Below are 15,368 nucleotides of genomic sequence, written 5' to 3'. Positions count from 1 at the left end.
GCGTCGAGGCGTTGTTTGCTCTAGATCAAACCGCGCAACGTGCGAACCGCGACTGAAAGCGTCGAGATACGGGGTGCGGCGTTCTCCCGTCCGAGCTCCTGGTCCAGCTCACCCATGAGCCGTTCGATGCGCGATGAATGCACCGGATGCTGGTTCTCCCAGGCCGCCACAAGTTTTTGGGCTGCCTCGGTGTCCCGCGGCCACGAAGTGGCACCCGCTGGATGCAAGTCGCCCTGCGTGACCTCCCGGGCAACAGTCACCGTGAGAGCCGCGACCGTCTCGTAGAGGTCCGATCGCAGTGATGAACGAGCCAACGTTTCCCAGCGGTCCTCGCGGGAGAGGTGAGAAATCGCCACGAGCAACCGATCGATATCGAATCGATCCGACAGCGCATAGTACAGCAAGGCCGATTCCCGCAGGTCGCACTCGGTTTCCTCGTTGAGAACAGCGATGTCCATGAGCGGGTAGATGTCGAGCAGTCGCGCCCACGTGGCCGCGAAGTCCTCGGGAATGCCCCAGGAGCGCGCCTGCTTTTCGCGTTCCTCCAGGCGCTTTCGGGTTTGCTCTCCGAGCAATCCGGGCACTTCCGAACCGAGCTCGAGGGCCGGGGCATACCGGTCGATCACGGCCCTGATCTGCAGGTGTTCGGGAACTTCGCTGCGCAGATCCCCGGTGGCCAGAGAACCCTCGTTGATCAGCCAGCGGGTCGCACGGTCAATCAATCGCTGGGTTTCCCGTGCGATGGCCCGCCACGCAGCGGGGTCGATATTCGCAGGAAGCTCGCGATGAGCCCTCATCAGCTCGCGAATATCGAACAGCTCCCGAGTCACGAGGAATGCGCTGGCCACGGTCGCAACGGAGGCACCGGTTTCCTCGACGGCGCGGTATGCGTACGTGATCCCGGCCAGGTTGACCATCTCGTTAGCCACGCGCGTGCAGATGATCTCCCGCCGCAGCGGATGGTCGTCCAGCTGGGCCCGGAATCGCTCCGTGACTGCCTCGGGGAAGTACTCGTCGAGAATTTGCGAGAGCCACGGGTCGTTGCCGAAACCGCTGGCCAGCAACGAATTGGTGATATCGATCTTGACGTATGCGGTGAGAACGGCCAGCTCGGGTCCGGTCAGTCCCCAACCTTCGGCGACTCTCTCCTCCAGCTCGTCATCGGAGGGCAGGAATTCGATCTGGCGATTGAGTCCCGCGCGTTCCTCGAGATGATCCATGAGGCGAGCAGCCGTCGCGGTGGTCGGCATGGTTCCCAGGCGTTCGGCCTGCAGCAGACCGTTCTGCTCCCGGTTGGTTTCCAGGACGAGGGTGCGGACGGCATCTGTCTGTGCCTCGATGAACGAGGCGCGCTCGTCGGCGTCCAACAGTCCCCGGGAGACCAGGCGATCTACCATGATCTTGATGTTGACCTCGCGGTCGGAGGTTTCGACGCCGGCAGAGTTGTCGATCGCATCCGTATTGACCAGGATTCCCTGGCGCGCAGCTTCGATGCGGCCGAGCTGTGTCAGTCCGAGGTTGCCACCCTCACCGATCACGCGAGCGCGCAGCTCGGACCCATTGACGCGCAAGGTGTCATTGGCCTTGTCTCCGACCTGGGCGTTGGATTCCGAGGAGGCCTTGATATAGGTCCCGATGCCGCCGTTGTACAGCAGGTCTACCGGAGCCTTGAGGATCGCTGAGACCAATTCGGCCGGAGACAGCTGAGTGATCCTTTCGTCCAGTCCCAGAACTTTTCGGATTTCAGGTGTAAGCGCGATCGATTTTTCCGACCGCGAGAAGACCCCGCCGCCCTCGGAGATCAGCGAACGGTCGTAGTCCTGCCAGGAAGAACGCGGCAGATCATAGAGGCGCTGGCGTTCCGCGAAGGAAGCTGCGGCGTCTGGATTCGGATCGATAAAGATATCCCGGTGGTCGAATGCCGCGACCAGGCGCGTGTGTTCGGAACGCAACATGCCGTTACCGAAGACGTCGCCGGACATGTCGCCGATGCCGGCGGCCGTGAATTCTTCAGTCTGGCAGTCGATCCCGAGTTCGGCGAAATGCCGCTTGACCGATTCCCAAGCACCGCGAGCTGTAATTCCCATGGCCTTGTGGTCGTAACCCACGGAGCCACCCGAGGCGAACGCGTCACCCAGCCAGAAACCGTATTCCTGGGAGATCGAATTGGCGAGGTCCGAGAACGATGCGGTGCCCTTGTCGGCGGCAACCACCAGGTAGGTGTCATCGCCGTCCAGGGCGATGACGTTCTCCGGAGTCACTACGGACTGTTCCCCGTTCCCTGTAGTCACCAAGTTGTCGGTGATGTCCAGGAGAGAACGGATGAAGAGGCTGTAGGCTCCTCGCCCCTCGTTCATCCACGCCTCGCGGTCTGCCGAGGGATCCGGCAACTGCTTGGCGAAGAACCCTCCTTTCGCGCCGGTCGGAATGATCACGGCGTTCTTAACCATCTGGGCTTTGACCAGACCGAGGACCTCGGTTCGGAAGTCTTCGCGCCGGTCGGACCACCGCAGGCCGCCGCGCGCGATGTCACCGAACCGAAGGTGCACACCCTCGACGCGGGGTGAGTAAACCCAGATCTCGTATTCCGGACGCGGCAACGGCGCCGCGGAGATCTCCTGCGGGAGGAGTTTCACCGCGATCGACGGCCCGTCCTGATAAGCGTTGGTCCGGACGGTCGCGGAGACCACCCCGGTCAGGGCCCGCAACATCTTGTCGGCGTCGAGGGTCGGCACCTCGTTGAGCGCGGACTCGATCTCGTCCAGAATCTCTGCCCGACGTGCTTTGCGTTCCTCGACCGATTCGTTCCGAGAAGGATCGAAGCTGGTCTCGAAGAGCCGAACCACCAGGCGCGTGACCTTCGGATTGGCCAGCAGAGTATCGGCCATGAAAGCGTGCGAAAGACCCGTGCCCAACTGGACCAGGTAGCGGACATAGGCCCTCAACACGGACACGGTGTGCCACGGGAGCTTTTCTGCGAGGACCAATCGGTCCAGAGAGTCAGATTCGGCCCGACCCGAGAGCACGGCACACAGCGCGTCTTCATAGAGATCGCCGATCTCTTTCGGGTTCACCCCCGCCGGGAACGTGACTCCGAAGTCATAGAGCAAGAAGTCGCGACCGTCCGCGGTGGTCAGGTCGTAGGGCTTCTGGTCGATGACGGTCAGACCGAGGTTCTGCATGATGGGCAGGAGCTCGGTCAGTGTCTTGGGCTCACGCAGGTAGGTTTTGAGACGGTATTCGTTCTCGACATCGCTCCCGTCCGCGGGACTCTGCCTGCCGTGAATCCTCACGGCTGCTGGGCGATCCGGACCGGCGACCTCGAGAGCCTCGAAGATTCCAGCGTCGGCGACGGCCTCGGGGATCTCGTAATCGGCACGATAGGTTACCGGCGCGGCGTCGAACCAGCGCTTCGCGATCTCGGCGCTCTGGCTGCCGAGTGCCGCTTCGAGGGATTCGGGCCAAGAACGCGTCGCGGCCTGGAGCTTCTTCTCCAGATCGGCCACGTCGATATCCGGGATGTGATTGGGTTCTGCAAGGCGCAGACGCAGGAACAGTCTCGCCAGGGCGGATGCCGAGTGCCGGACCTCGAAGTCGATCGACGCCAGATCCATCGCCTCGCTCAGTACCTTTTCGATGCGAATTCGAACGCCGGTGTTGTATCGGTCGCGGGGCAGGAATACCACCGCGGAGACGAACCTCCCGAACTCGTCAGGGCGAAGGAATAGGCGTGTGCGGCGTCGTTCTTCAAGGCCGATGATTCCGGCGAACGTCTCCGTCAGGGAGTCCTGGTCGGCCTGCAGCATTTCGAGGCGCGGGTAGTCCTCGATCATGCCCGTGAGCGTCTTGTCCGAATGCGAACCCGGCTGGAAGCCGAGTCGATTCCGGATCACGCGAACACGTTCCCGCATGAGCGGGGCCTCGGTAGCCGGCAAGGAGTATGCCTGCAAAGAGAACAGGCCCAGAATCACGTACTCGCCGACGACCCGGCCGCTCGAATCGAAATCGCGAATGCCCACGTAATCGAGGTATTCATGGCGATGGATCGTCGAGCGGGAGTTCGCTTTGGTCACGTAGACGATCTTGGAATCCCGCGCATTGTCCTGGGAAAGACCGGTGAGGTGTTTGGAGCGAGGGGTCATCGGGTCCTGCTGGATTCCGTCCTCGCGGTGCTCGGCCAGGATTCCGAGCCCGGTTCCGGGTCGATCCGAGATTGTCAGCCCTTCCGGCCCGTCCCGGAGATCACGCTCTTTGTACCCGAAGAACAGGAAGTTGTCACGGGCAATCCAGTTCAGGAACTCCTGAACCACTTTGGGGTGTTCCGCGGCATCCGGAGTGCCCTGGGAATTGTTCCTCGAGGGTTCCGGAAGGTTTCCGACGCGGTCGGAGAGGTTCAGGACCTTCTCGCGGACGGATTCGGCATCAGTATCCGCGTGTCGGACATCGCGAAGAACCGAACGGACGCTTTCGACGACGTTCTGTGCGGTTTCCTCGTCGTCGCATCCCAGAAGCTCGACCGATATCCAGGACTCGACGGCGCTGTCGCGTCCTGCAGCGCCTCCCAGGGACGGCAGGGCCGCGGTATCGCCGCTGGCCACTTGTTGCTTGAGGTTGAGGCCGCGAAGGCTTTCGATCGTGCCGGTCTGCTTGTTCCTGTGCACCAGGAACAGCGGGTGGAACAAGGCGTTGGAGCCGCCGTACCTGGCCGCAACCTCGGCGGTGACCGAGGAGACGATAAACGGCATGTCGTCGGTGACAACCATGAGAATCCACGAGTTTCCGTGGTGGATGACCTTGACGTTAGTTCCGTTCGGCTCGCGCGTCTCGGCAAGTTCGCGGTGCAACTGGGCCCGCTCGACCAGCTCTTCTTCGCTGAATTCGGCCAGGTCATCTTGGGTTGCGTGCTGATAATACGTTGAGATCCAGGACTCTCGGTCCCCTCCGTTGCCTCCAGGGCTCCCGTTCGAGCTGGGGGAGCTCTTGGATTCGGGTTCGGCGGGATCGGACTGCTGGTTTAAGGGCACGTCAATAACCTTCCTCGAAGACGGGACCACCTCGTTGTGGTCGTCTTTACTCCACTAGGATACTCATCCCACCACACGAAATTCAGCCTCGACCAGGGCGAGTTTTGCTATGGGCAACATTTGTTGTCTCTGAGCGTCCCTGCGGTAGCCGTCGTCAAGCCTCGGGACATCATCAAGGCCAATGACGACCCGCGAGTCGCGGCTACAACCAGGAATACGTCCGGGTGAAGAACACGGGCCGATCCGCGCTGTATCTCTCCGGGGACCGCGTCAGAGACAAGAGCCGCGTCCTTCACTCACCAGTTCGGCGACGTAGACGGCTCGGCAAAGGCCTAGACCCTCCGCTCCGCCCTGGGACGCAGCAGCGCTGCAACGCTATACACGCAGAACCGTGGATATGTATGGATAGCGTAAGCGACCAAGCCACCCTGCAGAATTCCCTGACAGACCTAGACTGGGCGGGTGACTTCCTCCGCCCTCGCCATGGTCCTGGTCGCCGCCGTTCTCCATGCGGCGTGGAATCTGGCGGCCAAAGCGAAGCGTGGTGACGCATACACCTTCGTCTGGTGGTACGCGGTGGCGACTGCGGCGGTCACCGCACCGATCGGCATCGGGCAAATTATCCAGTCCGGCGGGTGGAACATGGTCGGACCAGCACTCGTGTGGGCTCCGGCTCTTTCCGCTGCCATCCATATCGGCTACAACCTCGCACTTCAGACCGGGTACGATCGCGCTCCCCTCGGCGTCGTCTATCCCGCGGCTCGAGGAACCGGGCCGATCCTGACCATGATCGTGGCGGTGGCATTTCTGTCCGAACGCCCCGGTTGGTGGGCTCTTGCCGGGGCATTGGTGATCGTTGGCGGGATCGTGGTTACGGCGGTGCCCGGGAGGAACCCGGATCCCAGCAGGAGCCTGCTCGAAAACTCCGTGGCCGCCACGGACGGCCCGTCCGATTCCTCCGGCTCGCGAATTCTCGCGGGCCTCCGCTGGGGAGTGCTCACGGGCACTTTCATCGCCGGATACACCTTGTGGGACGACCATTCGGTGACCGCTCTGAACCAATCCCCGATTCCCTATTTTGCGCTGTCATCGGTATATCAGGCGGTATTCATGACCGTGGGGTTGGGACGGCGACGCCGTTCCGCCTTAAGCGGTTCCCTGAAATCGAATTGGCGCATCATTGCAACCATCGGGGTTCTCTCGCCCGCAGCGTACATCCTCGTGCTCACAGTGATGCAAACCCAGCCCGTTTCGTTGGTCGCGCCATTGCGCGAGACAAGCATTGTGGTCGGTTCGTTGCTCGCCTGGCTCATCTTCAGGGAACCACGACCTGGCAGACGCCTTGTCGGGGCGCTGCTCGTGGTGGGCGGCGTCGCTTTGATCAGCCTCTAGCCGAGGGTTGACGCCGGGCACGACTTCGAGCCACAACCCGCCCTGATGAGGGAGATGACCAGGGTAAATACGCAGCTTTCCGCGCTGAGCCCGTTCGCATCTTCAAACGTGCGTGGGCACCGTCCGCCCGAAGTAAAGATACCGGTGCCTCATGACGGCACACCGGGAGATGCACGACCAGGCGGCGGCGTCAGCCGGTTACAGCTTTACGGGAGACGACTGACATTCCCACGAGGTGGATCGTAAATCCGCACGCGGGCCCCACATACAGGGCGATGATCGTGCGGGGCACGAGGTCGAGAGGCAAGAAGAGCAGCGCGACCGCGACGACCGCCGCTACAACCCACCCGAGAATGTACAGCCGGTGCGCATTGAGAGCCAGGACCGCGGTACCGGACAGAACCAGCAAGGCCATGATCGCCGATCCGAAAGTCAGCGTCCCCAGCAACCACCCGTGGATGACATCGTGATAGGCGGCGGATTCCTCCGGTTTGGGCGCGTAGATGAGGAAGAACAGCCATGGACCGATGATCCACGCCAGAACCGCCCCGAAGAGCCCGATCCCGAGGAGGGCTCCGGAAGGCTTGACCATGGCCGCCAACGGGCGATGACGCTGCTTCAGGAACGCGGAAATCGCCACGCCCTGGAACGCCTGCAAGGGGATCATGATCGGCGAACGCGTGATCGAGATCGCGAGGATCAATGCACCCATTGCGATCTTGGTGTAGGTCGAGGCCTCCGCCCCGGCACTGGCCTTGAGGATCACCGGCAAGCCGACCATCAACACGGCCGACGCCGCTGAGGAACCCATCGCAAAGAGAACGTTCTGGACGAACCGTCCGGTCCCGACGTCGGCCTTAGCGGCGAACGTTCGACGACCTTCCCGAGTGAACAGGGCGATGAGGATCCAGAGAAGCACGGGAGACACCGCAGCCGCCTCGAGACCCCCAATCGACCCGGCGATCAGAGCCACCGCGACCATGGCGACCAGACGCCACGCGGCCTCGCCCCCGCCGAGTCCGGCGAACTGGAACCATTTCTCGCGCCCGGCGGCGGCACCGCTCATGGCCGAGTGCAATGCGTACAGGCACGGCCCGATGCACAACATCAGCACCGCAAATCCCGTACCGCTGGGAACCTGTCCGTGTGCCCACACGGGCGAGGTCGCGGCGACAATCACCGCGATGACGATTCCGAAACCCGCGGCTATCGTCATCACATGTGCCCCCGGACGATCCGGCTTGTCCAGATTCGTTCGCAGCTCGGCGGCACCGACCGCGCGAGTCGTCTCCTGCTGAAGCCCCGCAACGATTCCGTAGATACCGAAGAGCGCCGACCAGAAAACCAGGAATTCCGTGACCTGTTCGCCGGCAAGCGCGTGCTTCGCGATGAAGGTTGCGCCTAGCGCCGAGACAGCCGAAATCATGGAGGCCAACAGGATCCCGGTGGATTCCTTCTTGGTGACGGACCTCTGCCCGGCCTTATTCTCGCCGGTTACTTCGGACCCCACACCGCTGACCTCGGGGGCCTCCCCTTCGCCTGCTCGGACCATTCGATCCCCTACTTGACCAGGTGAGATGCCAGGTTTTTGACGCCACCCCAGTTTTTGGTCTTCGCGGCCTTGGGCAGCAAGCTCGCCGCGTGGAGACGGGAGGAGACGTGCAGGCGTGCAACCGCCGCGGCTTTCTTCCATCCCAGAGCGCTCATTTCTTCCGCCATGGTCTCGAAGAAGCGGCGCTCTTCGTCGAATCGCGTGCCGTCCAGTGCGCGCCACGAGGAATCGGAGGCCTTGTGGCGGCGGTACATGAATGCCGCGGTTTCGTCATAGAAAAGGGCACCGCCGGTCATCGCAACGTCCATGACCAGGCACATGTCCTGCACCACGTCGAGCCCCTCGCGGAAGCCCAGTCCGACGATGGTTTCCGCACGCCACCCCAGGGACGGGAAGTACAGCCAGTCGCCGCGCAAGATCGACACGGCAAGCTCTTCTCCCTTGAGCAGGGTCGTCTGGTTAGGACGGTAGAAGGCCTTGGTTTTCTCGACCAACGTATTTGACGGCGCGTTGTTCTCGTCGATCACGAATACGCCTGGCTGGAAGATATTCGCGTCCGGGTTCTCCTCGGCCGCCTTGACGAACCAGTCGACATAATTCGGCATCATGACGTCGTCCGCGCCCATGATCACCACGAGCTCGTTCTCCACGAAGGTGAGGCATTTGCGGTAGTTTCCGTTGGCACCGAGATTCTTCTCGTTGCGCATGTAGGTGACGCGGTCGTCCTGGAGGGATTCGAACCAACCGGGGATCGAGTCGTCGGGATAGCCGTCGTCGACGACGATCAACCGCCAGTCCGTGTTCGTTTGGTGCAGTACGGATTCGACCGCCTGCTTCATCAGGGAGACGTCTCCGTAGTAGGGGAACAGAATGTCAACGGTCATGGCTTCTCCGTCGGGTCGTGGGGTTCATCGGTGGTCCGGTGGTCGGTGTTGCGGGTCGAGGGACGGTCGGGGCCGTCCTCATGGCCATCGGACCCAGCCGCGCTGGACCCGTGGATGTCGATACTGTGCGGTTCACCCTGGTCGTCAACCTGGATGATGGGCAACGAAGAAGTCGGATTGCGGTTTCTCTCGACCCGCTCGAGTTGACGGTTGAGCAGTGACCTTTGGATCGCGGCTTCCTCGGCCAGGACGCGCGTCTCGTCTTCGAGTCTCGAGATCTCCAGTGACAAGTGGAGGCAGACGCCCAGCAGTAGGACAAGACCGATCAGGAAGAGAAGGTTGACCGGCGTCACGACGCCGACCAACGAGGAGAGCGAGTCGAGGAGCTTCGGGAAGATCATCAGGATTGCGATGACCACCGCGGTCAGTAGCCACAGGGCAGCGTATTTCTCGCGGAGTTTCAGGTTCCTGACCAGGCGGATCACTGCAACAACGAGGATCAGCCCGAGGATCAGAAAGAATATCGATGCCGTATTCACTCGTGGCCTCCCTCGGCGTCATTCAAGGAGATGCGTTTGCGCGTCATGGAGATGAAGAACGCGAACATTGATCTGATCAGGTAAATCGCGGATTTCCACGGATTGTTGGAGGGAGTGCCTGCCTGTCGCTCCCGCATTTCGACCGGTACCTGGGTCACCGACAGGCCTGCACGGAGCGCCATGGCCAATGAGTCGACCGTGTCCCCGAGATACTCGGCGGGGAAGTATCGGCAGTACTGGGCGATCGCGCGCCGGTTCGCCGCGCGAAATCCGCTCGTGACGTCCGTCAGCCGGGTTTTGGCCACACGAGAGAACATCGCGGCCAGCATGCCCATGGCCCAACGGCGAGGACCGGTGGCCTTGTAACTGCCACGCTCAGCGAAACGTGCCCCGATCGAGATATCGGCATGGTCCAGCCCCTGCAGGACCCGTTCGATGTCCCGCGGATCGTGTTGACCGTCGGCGTCCACCTGGATGGCACGGTCGTATTCGAGGCGCTGGGCGTATTTGAATCCGGCACGCATCGCTCCACCGACACCCATGTTGTAGGGCAGCTGTAGAACGCTCGCGCCGGCAGCCCGGGCAATGCGCGAGGTGTCGTCGGTCGAGCCGTCGTCGACGACCAACAGGTCGTGGTCCGGCATGGTGGACTGAAGCTCACGGATGGTTGATCCGATCACTTCTTCCTCGTTCCATGCAGGCATGATGATGAGGCAGCTCACCGTGGGATGAGCGTCGGATGAGTTCGCCATAGTTCCTCTAGCCTACCTTCTCGCGGGGTTGACCAGCGTGTACGGGACGCGGCCTATGGGCAATTACCTTTGTGCCACCGCTCTCGTTGTGCCGACTAATCGCACGCCGTGATCTTGAGCAGTTTCGCTTCCCCGGCCTGGTACACCGGTGTGGCAACGCCGCTGTTCTCAAGATCCTGCAAGCCCTGGAATGCGGCGGAATGGTCTCCTTGGTTGACCTCTTCAGTGCCGAAGTCCAAGACGTACTTGGCGTTGTCCTGCTTGACGGCCTGGCAGACCTTCGGATCTTCGCCCGCTTTGTTGAGCGAACTATCGAAGAGTTCTGCGTTCTTGGTGGGGGTGTAGAGGGTGTGAGTTGCCGTGACTTCACGATCCGCGAGCGCGTAGGCGAGAGCGCCACCGGTCCACGGGTTCACGATGATCGTGTCGTCCTTCGGAACGTAGTCGTCGAGGTGCTCGATGACGTTGAGTTCGTCCTTGTCAACGAGTTGTGCGTCCTCGGAGGCGAAGTAGCTCCAATAAGAAGAATTGACCATATCGGTCAGGGGGCGCGAGAACTGAGTCAACCCGAGGGCGAGGATCACCGTGATCGCAGAAACCGCGCCGAGAACCTGCGGGCCACGGTCCTTCCAGCGTTCCAGGGCGGATGACGTCAGGAGGGCCTGGGTGATCCAGTGCACCCCGACGATGGCCAGTGGCACAGCGGCCACCGGCAAGAGGGCCGCAAGTCGATACGGGTCGTTGTACCACACGCCGGTCGCCCACATCCGGTCCTGGTCCCACTGGAGCCAACGCACGCAAATGTAGTAATAAACCAGCACGCCGTAGACGAGCGCGAGCCATACGTTGCGGCGCGTATACAAGACCGCAAGGATACCCAACATGGCCAGGACCGAGAGCACCCATTGGGCCTGCGTCAGACTCAAAGGGCTATTGAGCAAGGCCTCGCCGAATGCTTGGGTATCCGACGTCGCCGGTCCCCACGTTGCCGCACCGGGTTCCGGGCGTACGAGTCCCCACAGGTACCAAATGACCCAGAGCAGGAGGACCACCAGGACGAGCTGCACGGCCGCGATTCCGAGGCTTGTTCTACGGGTTGCGGCGCGCCAAATCTGTACTGCGCCGCGCACCACCAGAATCGGCACGGTCATGATCAGCAACGACATCACGGCGTTGGGGTGCGCGAAGGCGATGCCCAGCGCAACGACGATACCCAGCAACAGGGCCTGGACCGTATTGACCCGGCGTATTGCCGAGACCCGAAGCATGTTGATGAGGAGCCCCAGGCCGGCCGGGATGAGGGCCAACCCCAGGAAGTTGGGGTACAGCACCCCGAAAAAGATCAACAGCACGGGGAAGGCCGCGAATCCGGACAGGATGGCTCCCGCGGCCACGACGGAGGGGAGGTTGAAGCGCATCATCGAACGCATCAGGTACAGGACGGACAGCGGCCACACCACTACGGCGACGACTATGATCATCGCGTTGGTTGCCGCCGGAATTGATCCTTGGCTCGCCGTCATGAAAACAAGCGAGACGACGTCGTGCCATGCCGCAGGATAAAAAGTTGCGTCCGTCCCGCCGGCCGTCATGTTGCTGACGAACAGGGATGAACCATTGTGCTGTTCGGCAATGTATCGAATGACGTTGAGGTGGAAGTTGTTGTCGAAGGTCTGCGAAAACCTGTCCGGACCGCCAAGGGAATTCTTCATGGTGCGGAGCATTGCCAACGCAGCAATAACGAAGGAGATCCAGTATGCAAGCTGGCCGCGCGAGAACCACCGCGCGGGAACAAGATCACCCCCGAGACGCGAAGGCCCGGTCCATCGGGATGACCCGGCCGATACGGTCGAATCCGAAGGATCGTTCCATGGCTCGCGGCCCTTCTGAGCCCTCCGGGAGGCCTTGGTGCGGTTCTTGTCCCGCACCGGATAATCGGCGACGCCCAGCGTGCGTGCCCCCCATGCGATGAGCCCGAAGACTACCCCGGTGACGAGTCCGGCGGCGAAGGGCACCCAGATCGCCCATTCGATGCCCACCATCGGCGAGAGGACTGCTGAGACCGCAATCAAACCGATTGAAACCGCGGGAGCCAGAGCGACGGCGTCGAAGCCTCGCATCCGGACGGCCAACGTGACGAGGAGTCCCGGCACGATCATCAGGATGAGGCATACAGCCAGGGCAGGTACCAGGCTCAACCATTCCATGGGCTCAACGGCTCCGATCAGTTGGGTGCATATCGAGCAAACTCCCACAATCTTAGTGCTTACAACGGTTCTTGTTGGCTGGCTCACCGTGAGGTTGCTAACCGTTGGGCGTTAGTCGCAGGCCGTGACCTCCAAAATTTTGGCATTTCCGGACTGGTACACGGGCTCGGCGACCCCCGCCTGCTCAAGGCCCTGAAGACCTCCGTAAACGGAAGCATGGTTGACTCCGTTCATCTCGCGCGTGCCGAAGTCCAGAACGTAATAAGCCCGTATCGTGTCCACGTCACGACACACTTCAGGATCGCTCAGAGCGCGTTCCAGGTTCTTGTCGATTCGGCTGACCTCTGGGGTGCGGGTTTCGAGGAGATGGTACGAGCTGACTTTCTGTCCCGTCAGCGCATAGGCCATCGCTCCGCCTGTCCACGGGTTGACCATGAGCGTATCTTCACGCGGGACGAAGTCAGGCACATGGCGGATAACGTCGAGTTCGTCGTTCGTCACCAGCTCCGAGTTCGGAGTAGTCCGAAAGCGCTCTTCGGCGAGGCTTCTTCCCTCCTTCATGGAGTTCGCGGCGAAGATCGGCAGGGAGATGGCAACGACGGCCAGTAGACCCAACACAATTTTCACGGTCTGAACGAGAGCTGGACGCGATGCGGGGCGCACTTCGATGCGCGTGCCTGCCTCCCATTCGAGCGGCCGACGGACCCCAAGCGATCTCCATCCGGTCAGTCGCGCGTACAGCACCTGCAGGACCCAACCCGAGGCAATCGCAATCATGGGGATTCCGATGGTCGGGAAGAGGGCAGTCAATCGGTACGGATCGTTGTACCAGACACCCGTCAGCGCGTCCCGCCACTCCCATGGCATCGTCTCGACCGCAATATAAAGAATGACGAGTATCGCATACGCGAAAACCATCCACGCATGACGCCGCAGGTACAAAAGAATCACGGCGCTGACTATGATCGCACTGCAAATGACCGCGGAGACTTCGTACCCCGCAGGTGCCATCCCCAGAGCGTCCAGAATGGACTCCCCCACGGGGATTTGGCGCAGCGGATTCGGCTCAAAGGTTTTGGGGCGGAGCAGAACCCATATGAAGGGAACCACCGCAAGACAAAGCACGAGGATTGCGATCTCAATGGCCGGATACCGGGGACGACTCGAGCCCGCCGGCAGGGATCTGCTGCCCGTAGACCGGGCCACTCCCGTCACGAGAGAGACGATGCGAGCGATAACAGCCGGAACCGCCACCGCGATGAGAGACACGATGGCATTGGGGTGGGACAGTACGATCCCCAGGGCGCCCATGATCCCCAGGACAAGTGCCTGGGACCGTAGGATCCTGGAGTCCGGTCCGCCGCGGAGAACCCAGATAATGAGACCGAGCCCGGCCGGAACGGCGGCATTGCCCAGGAGGTTCGGGTAAAGAATTCCGTATGTCTGGAGCAATACCGGGAATACCACGAAGGCGCCCGAGAGGGCGCCTGCCAACAGCCAGGAGTACCGGTTGCGTGTCAGCGACCGGATCAAGAACATGATGCTGACCGGCCACACGAGTGCCGTCACGAAATAGGTGACCACATTGGTGGCCGCAGGAACCGATATGCCCGTTGTCGAGACCAGGATTGCGGCCAGTGCGTGCCAGACCGAAGGGTAGAAGAACGCTGGCGTGCCACCCGCGTTCAGAGACCCGACAAACATCGGCGAAGCATTTCCGTTGTCGACGATGTACCGAACAGCATTGAGGTGGAAAGTGTTGTCGAACGCCTGGGAAAAATGTTCCATCCCGCCGGTGATGTGAGCGGTCTGCCAAATGCCCACCGCGGCGCCGATGGCCAATCCCACCCAGGCCGCGGTCGAACCCCGCCGCGAACCCAGAACAGGCAACGCCGTTGTGATCGTTGATTCCGGCTCCGGCTCACGCCGCCGGAGCCTACTCACATAGCTTCTGCGAGGAACGAGGTAGATGACCGCCGCCACGACGAGGCCCAGGGCCAGGGGCATCCACCAGCCCCACGGCACACCGAACTGCCCGCCCACGACCGAACTCATCCCAACGCAGAAAAGCGATATCACAGGAGAGAGGGCGAAAGCGTCGAAGCCTCGTATACGAGTGGCTGCGGTGACGAGCAATCCGGGCACGACAAAGCAGAGACCACACACAATGAAAGCTAGAATCATGAGGCGCTCCGGGACAGGTCAGGCGGCGTACAGGCAAAACACCTGGGCTGCAAAAAAGCTACAAGAGTGCTCTGAATAAAACGTATTAAGCACCTCAAGAAAGTATATGTCGTTCACATCTTCACGTACTCAGCGGTCCGGAGGAAGAGGGTACACGCGTTGACTACGCTGGACCCATGAGCAGAAAAAACACGGTCGACGAGTCCTCCGCGGCACAGAATCCAAGGGGACATCCCACCGTACGACGGGGGCATTGGCTTGATCTAGATCCTCGCACAACCTACGGGCTCGCGAGGCTTCGGTATCAGGTCTTCACGATGGGCCAAGGAATTACGTCCGAACAGGATCTTGACGGGAGAGACCTCGAACCCGGCACCACTACATATTGGATCGAAGAGGACGGCGTCCCGGTCTCCACATTGCGTGTCCTCGTCCAGCCCTCGGGGAATCCCGCAATCGGGCGGGTCGCGACGTCGCCGGACCACCGCGGCCAAGGTTTGGCAGGCATGCTTGTGGAAGCAGCTGTTTCGGACAATGCCCACGAGCTGATCGACCTGCACGCACAGGCGTACCTCGAGAAATGGTATGAGGGGTTCGGGTTCGTCCGTGCAGCCACCCCAGACCTCGAAGCAGGCATCCCACACATCCCCATGCACCACCCCACCACCCCACACCACCAAAAACCACGGTAACAAAAGAAAAAAAAAGGGGGCCACACATTAAACACAAAAAAGGTGCAGCACGATGCACACCACCCACCCCCACACAGAGGACAAGCAATGCACACCGCACCACACCACAAAAATATTTCGGCGGCGACCTACTCTCCCACAC

At 61.5% G+C, this 15,368-nt stretch carries 9 protein-coding genes; 2 read left to right on the top strand and 7 right to left on the bottom strand.

Annotated features, from left to right (window positions below; all coding sequences use genetic code 11):
* Nucleotides 1-20: 20 nt before the first annotated feature.
* Nucleotides 21-5,024 carry an NAD-glutamate dehydrogenase gene (locus tag EWR20_RS08200; RefSeq protein ID WP_129360194.1) on the bottom strand — a complete coding sequence of 1,668 codons (5,004 nt, stop codon included), beginning with the start codon at nucleotides 5,022-5,024 and terminating at the stop codon, nucleotides 21-23.
* A 462-nt stretch (nucleotides 5,025-5,486) separates the two neighbouring features.
* On the opposite strand from EWR20_RS08200, the gene EWR20_RS08195 reads away from it, so the two are divergent.
* Nucleotides 5,487-6,416: a DMT family transporter gene (locus EWR20_RS08195; RefSeq protein ID WP_129360193.1), complete on the top strand. Its 930-nt coding sequence runs from the start codon at nucleotides 5,487-5,489 to the stop codon at nucleotides 6,414-6,416.
* A gap of 190 nt (nucleotides 6,417-6,606) precedes the next feature.
* On the opposite strand, the gene EWR20_RS08190 is transcribed toward EWR20_RS08195, so the two are convergent.
* The 6 genes from EWR20_RS08190 to EWR20_RS08165 form a co-directional block, all read right to left on the bottom strand.
* Complete coding sequence (locus tag EWR20_RS08190; RefSeq protein ID WP_238147665.1) at nucleotides 6,607-7,968, bottom strand: hypothetical protein; 1,362 nt, start codon at nucleotides 7,966-7,968, stop codon at nucleotides 6,607-6,609.
* Nucleotides 7,969-7,976: 8 nt separating this feature from the next.
* Nucleotides 7,977-8,852 carry a glycosyltransferase family 2 protein gene (locus EWR20_RS08185; RefSeq protein ID WP_129360192.1) on the bottom strand — a complete coding sequence of 292 codons (876 nt, stop codon included), beginning with the start codon at nucleotides 8,850-8,852 and terminating at the stop codon, nucleotides 7,977-7,979.
* Nucleotides 8,849-9,391: a DUF2304 domain-containing protein gene (locus EWR20_RS08180; protein WP_129360191.1), complete on the bottom strand. Its 543-nt coding sequence runs from the start codon at nucleotides 9,389-9,391 to the stop codon at nucleotides 8,849-8,851. The genes EWR20_RS08185 and EWR20_RS08180 overlap by 4 nt, the downstream gene beginning before the upstream one ends.
* Nucleotides 9,388-10,143 carry a glycosyltransferase family 2 protein gene (locus tag EWR20_RS08175; RefSeq protein WP_238147664.1) on the bottom strand — a complete coding sequence of 252 codons (756 nt, stop codon included), beginning with the start codon at nucleotides 10,141-10,143 and terminating at the stop codon, nucleotides 9,388-9,390. The genes EWR20_RS08180 and EWR20_RS08175 overlap by 4 nt, the downstream gene beginning before the upstream one ends.
* Before the next feature lie 95 nt (nucleotides 10,144-10,238).
* On the bottom strand, nucleotides 10,239-12,350 hold the full coding sequence (locus EWR20_RS08170) for a DUF6541 family protein (protein ID WP_129360190.1): 2,112 nt from the start codon (nucleotides 12,348-12,350) through the stop codon (nucleotides 10,239-10,241).
* Between the two features lie 111 nt (nucleotides 12,351-12,461).
* Complete coding sequence (locus tag EWR20_RS08165; protein WP_165000995.1) at nucleotides 12,462-14,534, bottom strand: DUF6541 family protein; 2,073 nt, start codon at nucleotides 14,532-14,534, stop codon at nucleotides 12,462-12,464.
* A gap of 176 nt (nucleotides 14,535-14,710) precedes the next feature.
* Between EWR20_RS08165 and EWR20_RS08160 the strand changes: the two genes are divergently transcribed.
* Nucleotides 14,711-15,226: a GNAT family N-acetyltransferase gene (locus EWR20_RS08160; protein ID WP_129360188.1), complete on the top strand. Its 516-nt coding sequence runs from the start codon at nucleotides 14,711-14,713 to the stop codon at nucleotides 15,224-15,226.
* Nucleotides 15,227-15,368 lie beyond the last annotated feature (142 nt).

It is taken from the genome of Rothia uropygioeca, assembly GCF_004136585.1.
Classification (GTDB): domain Bacteria; phylum Actinomycetota; class Actinomycetes; order Actinomycetales; family Micrococcaceae; genus Rothia.
This window is presented reverse-complemented; position numbering and strand designations above follow the sequence as displayed.

Excerpts from the sequence above, each read along its gene's own strand:
- EWR20_RS08170 (WP_129360190.1), bottom strand. The coding sequence starts at position 12,350 with ATGGAATGGTTGAGCCTGGTACCTGCCCTGGCTGTATGCCTCATCCTG.
- EWR20_RS08160 (WP_129360188.1), top strand. The coding sequence starts at position 14,711 with ATGAGCAGAAAAAACACGGTCGACGAGTCCTCCGCGGCACAGAATCCA.
- EWR20_RS08175 (WP_238147664.1), bottom strand. The coding sequence starts at position 10,143 with ATGGCGAACTCATCCGACGCTCATCCCACGGTGAGCTGCCTCATCATC.
- EWR20_RS08165 (WP_165000995.1), bottom strand. The coding sequence starts at position 14,534 with ATGATTCTAGCTTTCATTGTGTGTGGTCTCTGCTTTGTCGTGCCCGGA.
- EWR20_RS08185 (WP_129360192.1), bottom strand. The coding sequence starts at position 8,852 with ATGACCGTTGACATTCTGTTCCCCTACTACGGAGACGTCTCCCTGATG.
- EWR20_RS08190 (WP_238147665.1), bottom strand. The coding sequence starts at position 7,968 with ATGGTCCGAGCAGGCGAAGGGGAGGCCCCCGAGGTCAGCGGTGTGGGG.